Below are 17,541 nucleotides of genomic sequence, written 5' to 3' on the forward strand. Positions count from 1 at the left end.
AACTTACTTTGAAATAATCATTTTCTTTGTTATCGATTTACCGTCATAATCGAGCCGGTAGAAATAAACCCCGCTGGAGATTCCGGATGCGTCGAAATTAAATGAATGATAACCTGCGTTAAGGAGCCCGGTATAAAGATTTGCAATTTCCCGTCCTAGCAAATCATAAACGGCTAATTTTACATAACCTCGTTTCGATAAACTGAAATCGATTTTGGTTGCCGGATTAAACGGATTGGGATAATTTTGATTCAACGTAAAATCCGTTATAATTTCGTTGCCGTTCTCCGGAATACCGGTGATAGTAGCAAGTTCGTTCAGATAAATTTCCAGAAAAGTATAACCGTCCTCGCGCACGTAATTCCGGTCTTCCGGATTATTCGGGTCCAACCCGTTTGCGGTTTCCCAGTCGTCGGGCATTCCGTCGTGGTCCGAATCGACAGGAACATTATACGTATTCAATTCGGGCCACCCGCCTACGTCTTCCTGAGAATCGATTATGCCTTTGCCTCCGCCTCCCCAACTATTACCGTATGCAGCAGTACCCGTGCGCGCTTCCTCGACAATACGCGAGTCAACCGGATCGCGTTTCGGTAAAGTAGCTCCGGCGTTTTGCAATACCAATTCAAACGCTTCTTCAGGCGATTGAACGGTAACATCCGCAATCGGAAAAGGAGCATCGACCCTCACCTGCGCTTTAACTTCGGACGTAATTCCCTGAACGCCTTTGCCCCAGTTGTCCGCAGTTGCGTCGGGATATCCGAATACAAAATTGTCGGCGACATAAAATTTGCCGAAACCTGTATTTGTACCGCCGTCAGTAGTAGGATTTACAATTCTGTAAGCGACTCCGGATTTTGTTGCGGGACCGGCTTTATAATAATTCAATCTCACATTTTGATTGCCTTCCTCGCCTCCGTATGCGCTGTTTTCGCCCCAGTTATAAATTACATTATTAACGAAATCGACAATTTCTTTTTCGGGTTGACGGTGATAGCGGCTTCCGTTAAAACGGGGATTTCTGCTCCTGTGATGCGCCAATAAATTATGATGGAAAGTAGCGCCCATTCCGCCCCAGATACCACCGTAACCATGCGCTCCTTTGGAATGTTTCGATTCGTTCAAAGACTCGCTAATAATGCACCACTGCATGGTAAAATTCTCGTTGTCATAAAAACTCGCGGCTTCGTCTATGCTCCACGACATCGAGCAATGGTCTATAATAATATCTCTGTTTTCCCTCCCGTTAAAAGCGTCGTCTTCTACTCCGTAAATATCGCCCAAACGGAAACGCATATATCGCACGATTACATTGTCGGCGTCGATCGTAACCGGGTAATCGGCAATACAAATACCGTCACCCGGAGCGGTTTGTCCCGCAATTGTAAGATTTCCGTTTTTAATTGAAAGCTTCGACTTGAGTCGTATTGTGCCGGAGACTCTGAATACAATCGTGCGGGGACCCGACTGATTAACAGCGTATCTCAAACTGCCGGGCGAATTGTTGTCTTCAAGCGTTGTAACTTCGTAGACGTCCCCCCCACGTCCTCCCGAAGTAAATCTTCCGTATCCTTCCGCTCCGGGAAATGCAACAATATCAGAAGGCACGCCTTTAGTGTCGAATTTCATTTCGATACCGTAATAAATAGCGTCGGCTGTTTTAGCGTATGCTTTGTAAAAATACTGAGTATTGGGTTGAAGACTGTCGACCATTACAGTAAAATTACCCGCGCCGCTGCCCGCTACAATTTTTATGTCGTCGATAGTGGGATTGCCGGTTGTGTTAAGGCAAAATCCTCTTTCCAATATATCGTCGTTATTTTCGTAAATTATATTGCCGCTTAAAACCGCGGTAAACGACGTTATGCCGCTAGCTTGATTGGTCACTACTGTCAATGGCAATAGATTTCCGGATTCCGATGCTATTCCCGATATCGAAAATTCTTGCAGAAAAATATATTTATAAGGATTAGTCGATCCGTCCGGCAGCCACGGATAAATTCTGACATATATTTTTTGCTGGTCGGTTATTGTCTCGGTTATGTCAAACGAGTACTTATCCTGGGTGTCCCTGCCAACGTCGATAAAATCACTACCGTTTAACTTAACCGGATCGGAGAAATCCGACGCCGTAGAATAATATACATTGGCTTTCATTTTGCCGGTACCGCCGGCATTCATGTAGAAAGAAATGTTTGTAACGGTTATTTTGTATCCTTGCACAGGATAAGCGGCAAATTCGATATATCTTTCGGGATTATCGGACGATTCATCCGGCCAGTTATCTCCCGTCCACCATCTTTGATATTTCCCGAGCGGTCCAGTCGAATTATCCGAAAGAACGCCTGTATAATCTTTTACTTCCATATTATGCCCAATGGCGGGCAGTCCTAAAATATTTCCTTCCGTAAACGTTACTTCCTGATTTTCAATTAAATCCCATTTTACAACGGCATTATTTTGTCCGGATGCCGTACCGGTCAGAAATGCAAAAAAGAACAAGTATGAGAGTATTTTTTTCACGTCGGCTCCTGTTATTTGAGTAGCAACATTTTTTTGGTTATTCTGTTATTTTCAAATGTAAGTTGATAATAATAAATTCCGTTGGATAAATTTTTATTCGGCAATTTATTCAAACTGAATCGATATGTATATACACCGGACTTTTTGTATTCGTCAACAAGAGTTTCGATTTCCCTTCCCAGATTGTCGTACAATCTCAATTTAACGCGTCCGTCTTCCGGCAGTGTATATTTTATTAATGTTTCCGGGTTAAACGGATTGGGATAATTTTGGCTCAATTCCAAACTATTTGGCAGTTCGTCTTTCTCCGCCACGGACGTTATGTACTGTCCGAATATTCCCTCGGCTTCAGTCTCGTCTACCGGATAGTTGAATATTTTTATTTCATCCAATATACCTGAAAACGGAGCGTTTTTATCGGAACTGTTTCCGACGAATAAATTTTCCCTTTCGGAGATATCTCCCGTTATGTCGTCAGTTTCGCTTACCAGCGAACCGTTTAAGAACAATCTTACTTTTCCGTTTTGAGCGTCCCTCACTCCAATTACGTTATTCCATCCTTCAGAAAGATAATTTGAAAGATTAGTTAACCTGGCTGTAGTTTTAATTGTATCGTCGTCGATTGCAAAACGAAGTTCGTTATTCTTTATTTCAATGCCGTACCATTTTCCCGATTTTTTATTTGCAAGGTCTTTTTCAAACGAGCCTTTATTAATCAAATACATCGAAGTTTCTTTCATATCCTTCAATTTGAACCAAAGGGAGACCGAAAAACTTTCCGTTGAAAAATCAATTGCGCCGTGATGAGGCATTTCCACATAATCGTCTATACCGTCAAAAAAAAGCCCGGTATTGTTTATTCCTTCCGTCCAGGAATTTTCATTCATCAAATAAGCAGTCCCGTTAATATGAAATTGCATAAAGTCGTTAACGGCAAAGTTCCTGCCCTCGTCGAATTTCCAGTAAGCGATAACTTGCGGCGACAAATTTTTTTTTGTTATGAAATACCAGGTATCGCCTACGGTTTTTCCGTTGGAATTGATTTCGTCTATACGCCAGTAATATTTTGTGTTATATTCGAGATTTCCCGGCTTATAAAAATTTTCCGTAACCGATTTAACAAACGGCGGCGGATTTTCAGCGCCGAAATAGACTTCGTGATATTCTGCGTTTAATCCCGTCTCCCATTCCAGAGCAGTCGTTAATGAAACAAAACTTTCTTTATTGAACGGCGCAGGATTTTCAGCCTTTAACGGAGGCGACGTTGCGCTTAATGTAACTATGGTTAAAGTATCCGAATAATCGGAAGTCAATGAATCGTTGAACGCGCTTACTCTGTAATAATATTCTGTTAATTCTTCCGCTGTCGAATCGATGTAGTAATTTACGTTTTTTTCCGTCTCGGTTAATGGTTCGAACAGGATTTCGGAATTATCCGATTTAACTCCGCGTTCAATTCTGTAACCGTTTTCGTTATCGGCATTGTCTTTCCATGTCAATTGTACATCGGAAAAATCGATTAATTCGCCCCGCAATTCGGAAGGCGTTGGAATAAAATCCGGAAATGTTGTTATCGAATTAAGATAATTTTCGAGATTCGTGTAACCGTTTTCGGCAAACGAGCTTCCGTCTGAAGCGTCTTGAGGATTAAGACCGTTTTCTGTTTCCCAAAAGTCCGGCATACCGTCATGGTCGGAATCGACTGGTACCGGTCCCTGTTTTAATTCCGGCCATCCTCCTACTTCATCTTGCGAATCGATAATTCCCGTTATCGGATGATCGTCGGAAAATCCTTGTTTTGTTCTGTAGGTTTTACCTTCGTAAGTTGCATAACCGTTACGGACTTCGTCGATAATTCTTTTGTCGACAGCGTCTCTTCTCGGCAGAACGGCTCCGGCGCCGTCCAACACAAGCAAATAAGCTTCCCCGGCAGACTGCTGAGTTATCGGCATATAATCAAACGGGCTGTTCGACTTTATCGAGTCTTTATATTGAGGATAGACATCCTGAACTCCGTATTGCCAGTTATCCTGTGTTGTCTCCGGACTTCCTTCGACAAAATTTTCGGCAATGTACCATTTTCCGTAGTCGAGCAAACCGTTTCGTGTGCTCGGCGCCACTATTCGATTTTTAACGCCTTCTTTTGTCGCAGGTCCCGGTTTAAAATAGTTGGCAACAAGATTAATTCTGCTAGCGGGGCTTTCCGAGTCTTTTTGCTCGTGCAGTTCGCCGCCGTAAATGCTGTTGAAGCCCCAGTTATAAATCACATTATTCCTGAAATCGGTATTGCCGCTTCCCGAGGCAAAGCGAGGATTGCGGCTCGAATGATGAGCGAAAAGATTGTGATGATACGTCGAATTTTTTCCTCCCCAAATGGCGCCGTAACCGTGCAGTTCTTTTTCATGCGTAGAAGAATATAAACTTTCGCTGATTATACACCATTGAATCGTCAAGTTTTCGCACCAGTAGAGCGACATGGTTTCGTCGATACTCCAGCTAAGGGAACAGTGATCGATAATAATGTTCTTATGATACCGGCTGCTCATAGCGTCGCCGTCCGCTCCCAAACCGGTTTTATCGCCCAGTCGAAATCTCAAATACCTTATTATAACATTGTCGGCGTCTATTTTTAACGGATAATCGGCGACACAAATACCGTCGCCGGGCGCAGTCTGTCCTGCAATTGTAATGTAAGGATTTTTTATTGAAAGGTCGGACTTAAGATGAATGGTGCCAGACACTCTGAATACAACCGTTCTGGGTCCAGAAGCTTCAACCGCGTACCTCAAACTTCCGGGTCCGCTGTCGTTGAGGTTAGTAACTTCAAATACGCGTCCGCCTCTTCCGCCAATAGTGTATTTACCCCAGCCTTCAGCTCCCGGGAACGCCGGTTGCTGCGCCGAGACGATTGTTAATTGAATAAAAAGCAGCAGAATTAAGTATTTAATAGAATGCTTCATCGATTATCCGGAGAAATCATAAAAAAGGCATCCCGGGAAAGTATTAGTTCAATATGCAGGATGCCTTTTTAATCACATATAAAATTCCGTTATTTAATCAGCATCATTTTACGTACAAGAGAAGTTTCTTTAGATGTAAGTTTATAGAGATATATACCGGTCGATAAATTTCCGGCATTGAACGTAACGTTATGATTACCCGCGTTCAATTGACCGTCGATCAGCACGGCTACTTCTCTACCCAAAACGTCGTATACGGCAAGTTTTGTGTAGCCTGCTTCCGGAATTGTAAACGAGATATTTGTAGTCGGATTGAACGGATTGGGATAATTTTGTTCCAGACTGAAGCTCGTCGGGAGTATTTCGTTTTCTTCTACGGAAACAGCATTACCTGCCCATCTTAAGTCGCCGATAGGACCGCCGTCGGTTCCGAATGTAAGCAACGGCGAGCCTGCAGGAAGCGTAAAGTCGCCGTTTTCAGGATCGAGATAGTCGGGGTTCATATAAATAGTATCGTTTTCCGAAGGAATTGTAACCCATCTCAAATCGCGGTTAGGTCCCAATTCCCAGAAGCACAATTTTTGCCATGTTGCAATCGGCGGCATATCGGAAGAAGCTCTTTTGAAATAGAGTACTTTTTCAGTTTTATCCTGAGCATTAGAAAAGATTGAATTAGAAACTACCCAATCGTTGTCGGAATGCTCTACCAGAATCATATTTTTACCTCCTCCGACGTCATTGAATGTACAATGGTCAATCAGACCTGTCGGTGGAAATGTATTTGGATAACTGGAGCCGCCTTCGAAACGTAAGCCGTAAGCGTTTACGTGATAAAATGTGCAGTTCTTAGCTTCAAAATATTTGCAATTTGCGTATTTGAACTGAACTACTGAACCTGTGGTACCGCTTCCCGGTTCGTCGCCGAGGTTATAGACAATCGTATTATGAATCATAATAGTATCCTGGACAACATTGTATAGCGTTTCGTCGAAAGCGCCGTCGACCATGTTGCCGAGGAAATCGTGAATAACGCAGTCTTTAATATAGAGTTTACCAACCTGAATTTCGTTCAAAGGCACGGGATAAGAGATAAGTTTTGTTTGAACTGCGGTACCGGGAGCCATCGGGCTGTCGCCTCTTATTTCGAGTCCTTCGAGCGTCAAAGCGCTCCCTTCGTCCATAACGAAGTATTCACTTGGCGAATTTTCACCCGGAGTAAAATTGCTGTACAAAATCGGTTTTACTTCCGCAGTCGGTTCTTCGGCTTTTATGGTAATTTGCTTGTTCTTCAAAACGGCAAAGTTAGCCGTCGACGTTGTATATTCAGCGCCGTTAATCAAAACAAGGATATCGCCTGAACTGGCATTTTCGATTGCCGTTGTAAGCGAGCCGTCGCCCGGATCAACCATAATGACATTCTGTGCAAAGATCATACCGGAAAATGCAAAAATTAACAAAAAAAGTAGCTTTTTAGGCATGTTAACCTCCCAGACTTATTGTTTGTGAAATTAAGCTATATGCTTAACTTAATCGCTAACTTAAGTTGCGAAAATTTTGTTTTAATGTCAATAGATTTATGAGTCTACTTCCCTTTTTTTAGCCACTCAATCGAATTAGAGACTAATTTTCGAAAATTTTCGTTTTTATATACATGAATGTCATGACCCAATAAAAGCGTAACCACACCGGAGTTTTTATATTGCCTTGTCCACCCCAAATATTTTGCCGACTCGCAATTATCCGCGCCCAGTAAATTATTGTTCCCCTCAGCATATTCTATATTTATGTAAATCTCGTCGTGGACTGGAAAATTTTCCATCCCTTTTGTAACCGGATGATTCTTATCGAGTATGATTACTTCGAAATCCTGATCGTGCTTATAAGTCGAAGGACCGAATTTTAATCCGCCGAATAAATACGGATTATAATGATACCTTGCGCCGGTAATTTTTTTAAATTCATCCCATTCCTGATGAGCCACAATTGCATGATGAAGAAACAGTACACCGATTCCCTTTTCAAAAATCGAAAGCAAAGCTTCTTTCTGTTCGGAATTAATCTCCTGATAAGTATCATAAAAAAGAATTACGTCATAATTCGACAACGAATCGTCGTCGAAATAATCAAATGCTTCGGGCTTGGCTACCGCTTGATAATTTATATTTTCATTTTCTTTAAATATCTCATAAAAAGACGAATCGACTGCTTTGCCGCCCGTTACTATTAATAAATTTGTTTTGCTCTGAGCAAGTATGCCTGTCATCGCAATTATTAAATAAATAATAAAAAATTTCATAACGCTTTAATTTTTTCCAATAATTGCACTTCAATCGGAATGCCCTCTTCTTCGCACTTTTTTCTGAACAAAGCCGATCTTTCTCCCGGATAATAAATAACTTCGTCGACAGAAACGGGTTCGGCGCTTTTATAATAATTTAAAATCTCATCGACGTACGATTCGAGTTTATCGTTGAAGAGAGGTTTAATAGCTATAAATACCTGCGACATTCCCGTATCGTATTCCGATTTCGCCAAATCTGCCGTCGAATTTCCTTCCGACAGAACAGAAGCGATTAAATCGAGCAGGAGCGACAATCCGGCTCCTTTCCAAAGTCCTATTGGCAGAGCCCGCTGTGTTTTGTTTATTTCAGAGGGATCTTGGGTCAAATTACCCTCCGAGTCGAAACCGCCGAAGTACGGTAGTTCGCGATTTTTATTTATATAATCGGCTATTTTTCCGTATGAAAATTGAGACAACGCCATATCGAGCACTACGGGACCCTCTTTGCGGGGAACTGCAAATACAATCGGATTATTCCCCGTAGCGGCTTGCTTTGCGTTCCAGGGCGGCAGATTTGGGATCGTGTTTGTCCAGCAAATGAATATATATCCTTTTTCAGCTGCCATCCATCCGAAATATCCCGCTCTCATCCAGTGATTTGTATTCCTTAAGGCAACGCAGCCGATGCCGTATTTATCGGCAAGTTTCATTGCTCTTTTAGTTACAGTATGGGCATTTAAAGGTCCCGGTCCGAAATTACCGTCCCACTGTTCAATCGCCGAGTACGATTTTTTTAATTCGGGTTTGGCTGCGGGCTTTATCAATCCCCTGTCGATGTAATCGATAAAAAGCGGGAATCGGTTGATGCCGTGCGAATAGACGCCGCTGGCTGTATTATCAGTAAAAATTTCTGCGCACAGCCCGGCGTCGTCGTCACTAAATCCGCGCGATTTCAGTTTATCCCTGAATATATCTTTCAGTTCTTCTTTCTTTACTTTAATCACTGTTCGAAATATTTCGAGTAAATGGAATTAATTTTATTAATATCTTCCTGACTCAATTCGACCGAGCCCGCTCCGGCATTTTCTATTACTTGACTTCTGTTTCTTGCTCCGCACAACAAATGCGTAATCCCTTTTCTGTTGAAAGTCCACGCGCAAACCAATTGCGCTGTAGACACTTTATGTTTTTCTGCAATCGGTTCGAATTCTTTCAGCATTGAATTGACTTTTGTAATATTTTCAGGAGTGAATAACGGATTGTTGCGTCTCAAGTCGCCTTCGTTATATTTTCTGTCGGGTGAAATTTTACCAGTCAACAAGCCCTGCGAAAGCGGCGAGTATGCCAGCACTGCAATCTTATTTTCGTAGCAGTAGTCAAGATTGCCCTGTTCTTCTATTTTTCTGTGGAGCATATTATATTTTTCCTGGTCGGAATCGATCGCTCCGTATCTTTTCATCTGTTCGACCGAAGCATTCGAGACGCCGATGGCTCTTATTTTTCCCTCGTCTTTCAACTTGGTCAACTCCGCCATTGTGTCTTCTATCGGCGTGGTCGAATCCTGCCAGTGAGTTTGATATAAATCGATGTAATCCGTCCCAAGCCTTCGCAGGCTTTGTTCTATTTCATAACGAATCGATTCGGGATGGAGGTATTTATAAATTTTCATTGCGCCGGGAGTCGATTCATCCGCGGCGCCTTTTTCAGTAGTATAGAAAAAGAATTCTCCTTTTTCCAGATCCCATCTCAATCCGCATTTTGTAGCGATTAAAACTTTATCCCGTTTGCCTTTAACGGCTTTGCCTACGATTTCTTCGGAATAGCCGAAGCCGTATGCGGGAGCGGTGTCAATCAGGTTGATTCCGTTGTCAATCGCCGCATGAATGGCGTCGATACTTTCTTTTTCGTCGCTGCCTCCCCACATCCAGCCGCCAATAGCCCACGCGCCGAATGCAATAACGGAGGCATTCAGTCCTGATTTTCCGATTTCTCTGTACAGCATGAACAATACTCCTATTTATTTGCAGCCCAATAAATTCCGCCTACAATATGTTTTATGAAATTCTGGTCGGTATAATGCTCCGGCAGATGCCCCAACGCGGTATACCAGACTCTGAATTTATTGATTTCCTTACACCACGATACAGGATGAAAATCCCCGTGTTTTCCTCCTTTGTAAGTGTTTTCGTCGACTGTCAAAAGGATGTCCGCATTTTCGGGCAATTTTTTCCAGTTGTACCATTCGTCTCTCCACACGAGAGAATCCGGCAGATGTTTTGTGGAAAGATGATCCCTGTCTTTAACTCTTATAACGGCATCCTGAATTTCGGGATGGTCGTCGAAACACGCGCCAATAAAATTGCAGTACCAGTCCCAATTTTCCAAAGTCGCCGCGGCGGAATGAATACCGACGAAGCCCTTGCCGGATTTTGAAAATTCGACCAGTGCTTTTTTTCCTTTTTCATCCAGAATATCGCCCGACGTATTAAGGAAGACCAGCAGATCGTAATTTTTCAGATTATCGGTATTAATTTTAGTGGAATCGTCCGAGCAGTCGATGCTGAACTTGTAAGTATCGGCAAGTTTACAGAACATATCGATTGCCGTTTCGGTCGATTCGTGCACGTAACCGGACGCTCTGTAGAAAACTAACATTTTAATTTTATCCGTTTCCATCGGCGTTTCGTCTATTTTGTAATTGACGTTCCACTTAATCCACCGGGATACTTTTTTGCCGTCCTCTTTAATCGGAAGAAATTTCAACTTACTCGAATAATTAATCGCAGCCGTATCGAGAATTTTGAAACCTGACGATTTAATCAGTTTAATGTCGCTTACGCTTCCCGTGGTGTCGACCAAAATCATTAAATCCACTTTGCCCTGAATATTATTATCCAAAGCTTCCTTCGGATAATTCAATTCGATTGTTTTAAGGAGAACGGGTTTTTCGAGCGCCCTTTCCTTTTCAACGTTACTAAAAAAAGAACAAGAATAAATAAGGAAAGGAATAACAAACAGTATTCCTTTCATGACGCTATTTCCTTTTATTTGTTGACTACCTATCGAGCCATCCAACCACCGTCTACTACCAGAACAGTACCGTTAACATAACTTGAAGCATCCGAGCAGAGGAAAACCATTGCGCCCATTAAATCCTCGGGAACGCCCCATCTGCCTGCAGGAATTCGATCCTGAATGGCTTTGTTTCTTACGGGGTCTTCCCTTAGCTGTCGAGTATTCTCTGTTGCAATATAACCCGGAGCAATTGCGTTTACAGTGACGCCTTTCGAAGCCCATTCGTTGGCAAACGCCATTGTCAATTGTTTAACGCCGCCTTTCGAAGCGGCATATCCCGGCACCAATATACCACCCTGGAAAGACAAAAGCGAGGCAATAAAGACAATTTTGCCGTAGCCCCGTTCGACCATGTCTCTTCCGATTTCGCGCGTCAATATAAATTGAGCCGAAAGATTGACTTCTATGACTTTATCCCAGTACTCGTCCGGATGTTCGGCTATCGGTTTGCGCAAGATTGTGCCGGCGTTATTTACGAGAATATCGATACGCGGAAAATCTTTTTTAACCTGTTCGATAAAACCGTAGAGCGATTTTCTGTCGGAAAAATCGCTTACATACGATTTGAAATTACGACCAGCAGCTTTAACAAGTTTTTCGGTTTCGGTAAAATCATCAACGTATGAAACGCCTATAATGTCGGCGCCGGCTTCAGCCAGAGCCTGAGCGTATTTTTGACCGATTCCCTGATTCGAGCCTGTAACCAACGCAATTTTACCGTCGAGTTTGAATTTATCGAGAATCATTACAACACCTCCGTTAATTTATTTTTTATCTTAATTCTTTCATTGGAATGTGGTCCATATCGTCAAAGGCTTGGTTTTCTCCTCCCATAGCCCAGATAAAAGAATAGCTTTTGGTTCCGCAGCCTGAGTGGAGAGACCAGCTCGTCGATAATACAGCCTGGCGGTCCCGGATAATCAAATGTCTCGTTTCTTTCGGATCTCCGATCAAATGAACCACAAAATCGTCTTCGCTTAAATTGAAATACATATACACTTCTGAACGTCTTTGATGAGTATGAGCCGGCATTGTATTCCACACGCATCCTTCTTCCAATTCAGTCAAGCCCATTGCAAGCTGGCATGTAGGCAAAATTTCCGGCAATATATATTGATGAATAGTTCTCTTGTTCGACGATTCCATAGAGCCCAGATTTCTGTGAATTGCGTCTTCGTATTTGATATGCTTAGACGGATATTCTTTATGCGCGGGATAACTGACAAAATAAAACTCGGCGGGCTTATTCGGGTCGTCGCTCAAAAATTTTACTTCTTTCGTTCCTCTGCCGATATAAAGCGCGTCTCTGAAATTCATCGTGTATTCTGCGCCGTCGAGGATAATCTTTCCTTTATTGCCGATATTCAAAACTCCTACTTCTCTTCTTTCGCAAAAGAACTCAGCCGCCATTTCTTTTTTTGATGCGGTCAATGTAAGTTCTTTTCCTGCCGGCACCGCCGAGCCTGTAATCGACCTGTCGATGTCCGAATAGACCATCGGAACTTCGTTTTTGACAAAAAGGCTTTCGATCAAAAACGACTGACGAAGTTCGTCGGTAGTCATTTTCTTAAAGCCGTTTTTATCGGGGGAGTAACGTACTTCCATCTCAACCTCGCTGTTTATATTCAAATTAAACGTTTACTTAGTATAACAAAAATTTTTATTCAACTAAAAGAACAACTTACGTAATAAAAGGGAAACTGTTTTACACATCAGATTCAAACCAAGCTGAAAAATGTTTTAATTCTACTGTTCAGTTGCTTTTAAATATAAAAACTTTTTTAGAATAAAAAACTTTCCGCTTATTAAATTCCGATCAATACCGGGCATAAAAAGAAAAAACAAGAGCGGAGAAATAATCTCCGCTCTTAATTTAAATCAAATTAACCGAGCCATTCTTTAATTTTTTCAGCTACCTGCGGACCGGTGAAGCCGAATTTTTCGGCAAGTGTTTTGTACGGACCAGAGGCGCCGAATCTTTCCATTCCGATTGTAAGAAGTTTTTGACGGAATAAGTCGCCCCATCCCATCATCGAAGCAGCTTCGACAACAACTACCGGCGCGTCTTCCGGGAAAATCGATTTTTTGTAATCGTCGCTCTGTTTAACAAAAAGTTCTTTCGAAGGAATCGAAACAACACGCACCGAATAAGTGCCGGATAGCAATTTAGCCGCTTCGGCTGCAACCGGAACTTCTGAGCCGCTTGCTGCAATTACAAGATCGGGTTTATCGCCTTTTTCTTTCGAAACTATATAAGCTCCTTTGAGAACTTCCTTCGGTTCGAAATCCGGTCTTCTTTCAAAAGCTTCGATTTTTTGACGCGTCAAAACCAGCGCGACAGGACCTTCTTTATGTTTAAGCGCAAACGACCACGCCATTGCGGTTTCCACTCCGTCGGCGGGTCTGAATACGGTTACATTCGGAATTGCCCTTAAAACAGGCAAATGCTCGACCGGCTGGTGTGTCGGGCCGTCTTCGCCCACAAAAATCGAATCGTGAGTGAATACATACGTAACGGGAATTTCCATTAATGCCGCAAGCCTTATCGTCGGACGCATATAATCGGAGAATACAAAGAAAGTTGCGCCGAAGGGTCTGAATCCTCCGTAAAGCGCCATACCGTTCAGAATAGCGCCCATACCGTGTTCGCGTATTCCGAAATGGAAATTTTTACCTTCGAATTTTCCGGGAGCTACCGCATCGAATTCTTTCATGTAAGTATTTGTGGAAGGAGCCAGATCAGCCGAGCCGCCGACAAAATTCGGCACAAGTTGAGCTATCTTTTGAATTACTTTTCCGGACAATGATCTTGTTGCGCCGGGCTCTTTCGGAGCCGCATTCAGTAATTCTTCGTCGATATTTTCAGGCAGCCAATTTGTAATATATTTATTAAATTCGTCGGCTTTTCCGGGATTGTTCTTTTTCCATTCCTCGAAATTTTTCTGCCATTCGTCGTATTCTTTCTTTAGTTCGGCTCTCCTTTCTTCGAATAATTTTTTTACATCTTCGGGCACGTAGAATTCTTTATCGACGGGCCAGCCCAAATTTTTCTTCGTTTCGATCAGTTCTTCTTCGCCGAGAGGCGAACCGTGTACGCCGGCAGTATCCACTTTATTCGGGCTTCCGAAACCGATATGCGATTTAGTAATAATAATTGTCGGCTTTTCGGTTTCCTGCTGAGCTTTTATTATAGCAGCGCGTATTTCATCGTGATTGTAAGCGTCTGTTTTCAGCACCTGCCATCCGTAGGATTCGAATCGTTTTTCGATATCTTCCGAGAAAGTAATCGAAGTATCGCCTTCGATAGTTATATTGTTGTCGTCGTAGAAATAAATTATGTTGCCGAGTTTGAGATGACCTGCAATCGAAGCCGCTTCGTGCGAAACGCCTTCCATTAAATCTCCGTCGCTTACAATTGCATAAATAAAGTGATTGCCGAAAAGTCGATTTTTATCGTCGTTGAAACGAGCCGCTGTCATTTTTGCGGCAATCGCCATTCCGATTCCGTTTCCGAATCCCTGTCCGAGCGGTCCGGTTGTCGTTTCAACGCCGGGAAGAAGACCGTATTCCGGATGACCCGCCGTCCGGCTTCCCCATTGTCTGAAAGATTTCAGTTCGTCGAGCGTAATATCGTAACCGCTCAGATATAACAGAGTATAAATAAGCATCGAACCGTGACCTGCAGACAATACAAACCGATCCCTGTTATGCCATTTCGGGTCGTCGGGATTGTGTTTCAGAAATTCGGTCCAAAGAACCATAGCCACGTCCGCCATTCCCATCGGCATTCCCGGATGACCCGAATTTGCTTTCTGGACACCTTCGGCTGCCAGTATTCGAATAGTATTCGCAGCTAATTTTTTGACATCACTGTTTTGCATATAACTCCCCCAAATTGATTATAAAGTAATCCGCAAATTTAATAAATTCAGACATTATATGTAGTCGAAGATGTCGTTCCGCCATGTCCCGTCCAGTTTGTATGGAAGAATTCTCCTCTCGGTTTATCGACGCGTTCATAAGTGTGAGCTCCGAAATAATCCCTCTGCGCCTGCAGTAAATTTGCAGGAAGTCTTTCCTGTCGGTAGCCGTCGAAGAAATTCAAAGCAGTCGATAGAGCCGGCACCCAAATTCCGTTGTTTATTGCAGTAGTAACAACTCTGCGCCACGATTCCTGCGATGATTCCACTTTTTCCTTAAAGAAAGGATCGAGAATCAGATTAGACAATTCGGGATTCTTATCATACGCCTCTTTAATTTTTCCGAGGAATTTAGAACGGATAATGCATCCTCCGCGCCACATCAAAGCAATTCCTCCGTAATTAAGATTCCAGCCGTAATCTTTTGCCGCTTCGCGCATCAGCATAAAGCCTTGCGCATACGAAATGATTTTCGAGGCGTAAAGGGCGTGCATTAAATCTTTGATAAATTGTTTTTTATCGCCTTCAAATTTCGGTTTGGGCCCGGAAATAATTTTCGAAGCCTCGACCCTTTCTTCTTTCAATGCCGAGAGCGACCTTGCATAAACGGCTTCGCCGATCAGCGTAAGAGGAACGCCTGCTTCCATCGATGCGATAACTGTCCATTTGCCTGTTCCTTTTTGTCCTGCCGTATCGAGTATTTTTTCAACCAGCGGCTGACCGTCTGTGTCTTTATAAGCCAGTATGTCGCGTGTAATTTCAATTAAATAGCTTTCGAGTTCGCCTTCGTTCCATTCTTTGAAAATCTGATGCATTTCGTCGTAAGTAAGTCCCAGAAGGTCTTTCATAATCTGGTACGTTTCGCAAATCAACTGCATGTCGCCGTATTCGATGCCGTTATGAACCATCTTAACGAAATGACCGGCGCCGTTTTCTCCGACCCAATCGCAGCAAGGCGAGCCGTATTCCACTTTTGCGGCTATCGATTGGAATATCGGTTTTACATATTCCCAGGCTTTCGGCGAACCTCCCGGCATAATTGAAGGTCCTTTCAGCGCGCCTTCTTCGCCGCCGGAAACTCCCGTCCCGATAAAAAGCAAGCCTTTTTCTTCAACGTATTTAGTTCTTCGTATAGTATCCTGAAAATTCGAGTTGCCGCCGTCGATAATGATGTCGCCTTCTTCCAAAAGAGGGATTAACGCATCGATAAAATCGTCGACCGGCTTTCCTGCTTTAACCATCAACATTACTTTGCGTGGCTTTTTAAGATTCGAAACCAATTCTTCGAGAGAATGAGTTCCTATTATATTTTTGCCTTTGGCTCTTCCGTTGATAAAATCGTCCACTTTGGAAGTGGTTCTGTTATAAACCGCTACGGTGTATCCGTGGCTTTCCATATTGAGGACGAGATTTTCGCCCATTACAGCAAGTCCGATCAAACCGATATCTGCTTTACTCATTTTTATTTATCTCCTTAATTTTGAAATCTTCCTTTATACGCCCAAAGACCGAGAGCGGGATTCGAAATGAAGAATATCTCTTCTCCGTCGGGCATTGTATTAAAACCGTCCGTTAATTTTTCAGGATTATATTTTTTTAACATTTCATTCAAATTGCCGTATTCGAAATTAACGCTTTCAATTTCTTCTTTTGATAAATTACCTGGACAATATCTTACGGTAAAACGGTTTTCAGAAGAACCGTGAATCAAATGCGCCGCAGCGCTCAGATTTTCCTGAAGTTCCCGGTTTTCTTCCACAAATTTAAGAATTTCGGGCGTAGTTCTGTAACCGTATTTTCTGATTAACCTGTCGATTTCTTTATCCTCGCCGAATTCTTTCAGCCCGGGAGCAAGCACAATCAACTCTCCGCCGTCTGCAATAGCCATTCTTGTTCTGTAGATGCTTTTATTGCCAAGCCATGTACTCTTAAATTCATGCGGGTCGAGATATACTACTATTTTTTCTAGAGGCGCATCGAGCATTTCGAAATTTACCTGCAAAGAAAGGTCGGCTGCCATTATAAAACATTCGTAGTCGTCGCCTATAAACAAACCTCGTATAACAAGTTCGTTATTTTCGTTTTTTCCGATTACGGTCAAAATGTAGACGATCGGCAAATCTTTCGCGAAATTATCCGAGGCGTAATTAAGCACTTTCCGGACTGGATTGTCTGCCCTGCCCATTATTTTTTCCATTCCGTAAGCTGCTCCCAGGAAGTGACTTTTGTTGATTCCTTCCTTGCCGCCCGTGCCAACAAATATGTTTTTATTATAATTTGCCATTCCGATCACTTCATGAGGAACTACCTGTCCGACAGAAAGGATCAAATCGAAATTTCCTTCGACCAGTAATTTATTCACCTGAGCGGGCCAGGGATATTTTACTTTCCCTTCGGAAACTTCGTAAACGTATTCCCCGGGTACCGTACCGAGAGTAACAAGGTCTTCCCGCCAGCGGTGAGCGCGGAACAAATTCAATGGTATATCGCCGAACATAGTTTTTATCTCGTTTTCGGTCATCGGAGCATGAGTTCCGAGAGCGGGAAGAATATCCGTTAGACGGTCGCCGTAATACTCATAAATATAATGAGTTAGCTCGCCTGCTTTAGAATGAAATCTCGTAAAATCCGGTGGAATGGCAAGGATTTTCTTTCTCGATCCGATTTTATCGAGCGCCTCATACAAATATTCTTTAGCGAGGTTCAAACTAATTTCCGTATCTTTTGAACCGACTGCGCAATAAATCATAAATACCTCATATAAAAAAAGCGGGTAAAGAAT

General features: G+C 42.8%; 12 protein-coding genes and 1 pseudogene. All 13 read right to left on the reverse strand.

What is annotated here, in order from left to right; translation table 11 throughout:
• Positions 1-3 precede the first annotated feature (3 nt).
• The 13 genes and pseudogenes from ACSSWA_RS12735 to ACSSWA_RS12795 all read right to left on the reverse strand — a co-directional run bounded on the left by ACSSWA_RS12735 (position 4) and on the right by ACSSWA_RS12795 (position 17,508).
• Complete coding sequence (locus ACSSWA_RS12735; RefSeq protein ID WP_437356934.1) at positions 4-2,523, reverse strand: T9SS type A sorting domain-containing protein; 2,520 nt, start codon at positions 2,521-2,523, stop codon at positions 4-6.
• A gap of 11 nt (positions 2,524-2,534) precedes the next feature.
• Positions 2,535-3,443 carry a LamG-like jellyroll fold domain-containing protein gene (locus tag ACSSWA_RS12740; RefSeq protein WP_437356999.1) on the reverse strand — a complete coding sequence of 303 codons (909 nt, stop codon included), beginning with the start codon at positions 3,441-3,443 and terminating at the stop codon, positions 2,535-2,537.
• A gap of 648 nt (positions 3,444-4,091) precedes the next feature.
• Positions 4,092-5,483 (reverse strand): annotated as a pseudogene (locus tag ACSSWA_RS12745) (pectate lyase family protein); the annotation flags it as partial.
• Between the two features lie 89 nt (positions 5,484-5,572).
• Entirely contained in the window at positions 5,573-6,961 is a 1,389-nt protein-coding gene (locus ACSSWA_RS12750; RefSeq protein ID WP_437356935.1) for a DUF5123 domain-containing protein, read from the reverse strand.
• Between the two features lie 104 nt (positions 6,962-7,065).
• On the reverse strand, positions 7,066-7,779 hold the full coding sequence (locus ACSSWA_RS12755) for a ThuA domain-containing protein (protein ID WP_437356936.1): 714 nt from the start codon (positions 7,777-7,779) through the stop codon (positions 7,066-7,068).
• Positions 7,776-8,768: a 3-dehydro-L-gulonate 2-dehydrogenase gene (gene yiaK, locus ACSSWA_RS12760; RefSeq protein WP_437356937.1), complete on the reverse strand. Its 993-nt coding sequence runs from the start codon at positions 8,766-8,768 to the stop codon at positions 7,776-7,778. The genes ACSSWA_RS12755 and yiaK overlap by 4 nt, the downstream gene beginning before the upstream one ends.
• On the reverse strand, positions 8,765-9,766 hold the full coding sequence (locus ACSSWA_RS12765) for an aldo/keto reductase (protein ID WP_437356938.1): 1,002 nt from the start codon (positions 9,764-9,766) through the stop codon (positions 8,765-8,767). The genes yiaK and ACSSWA_RS12765 overlap by 4 nt, the downstream gene beginning before the upstream one ends.
• 11 nt (positions 9,767-9,777) lie before the next feature.
• Entirely contained in the window at positions 9,778-10,794 is a 1,017-nt protein-coding gene (locus ACSSWA_RS12770; RefSeq protein ID WP_437356939.1) for a TonB family protein, read from the reverse strand.
• A gap of 29 nt (positions 10,795-10,823) precedes the next feature.
• Positions 10,824-11,585 carry an SDR family oxidoreductase gene (locus ACSSWA_RS12775; protein ID WP_437356940.1) on the reverse strand — a complete coding sequence of 254 codons (762 nt, stop codon included), beginning with the start codon at positions 11,583-11,585 and terminating at the stop codon, positions 10,824-10,826.
• Between the two features lie 25 nt (positions 11,586-11,610).
• A complete protein-coding gene (gene kduI / locus ACSSWA_RS12780) occupies positions 11,611-12,444 on the reverse strand; it encodes a 5-dehydro-4-deoxy-D-glucuronate isomerase (RefSeq protein WP_437356941.1) in 834 nt (277 codons plus the stop codon).
• 278 nt (positions 12,445-12,722) lie between these two features.
• The gene (tkt, locus tag ACSSWA_RS12785; protein ID WP_437356942.1) at positions 12,723-14,720 is read right to left on the reverse strand and encodes a transketolase; all 1,998 of its coding nucleotides are present in this window, start codon (positions 14,718-14,720) and stop codon (positions 12,723-12,725) included.
• A gap of 47 nt (positions 14,721-14,767) precedes the next feature.
• Positions 14,768-16,219 (reverse strand): decarboxylating NADP(+)-dependent phosphogluconate dehydrogenase, encoded by a 1,452-nt coding sequence (gene gnd, locus ACSSWA_RS12790; protein ID WP_437356943.1) that lies wholly within the window; start codon positions 16,217-16,219, stop codon positions 14,768-14,770.
• Positions 16,220-16,233: 14 nt separating this feature from the next.
• The gene (locus ACSSWA_RS12795) at positions 16,234-17,508 is read right to left on the reverse strand and encodes a lactate racemase domain-containing protein (protein ID WP_437356944.1); all 1,275 of its coding nucleotides are present in this window, start codon (positions 17,506-17,508) and stop codon (positions 16,234-16,236) included.
• Positions 17,509-17,541 lie beyond the last annotated feature (33 nt).

The sequence above is a fragment of the Melioribacter sp. Ez-97 genome (assembly GCF_051488665.1).
Taxonomy (GTDB): Bacteria; Bacteroidota; Ignavibacteria; order Ignavibacteriales; family Melioribacteraceae; genus Melioribacter.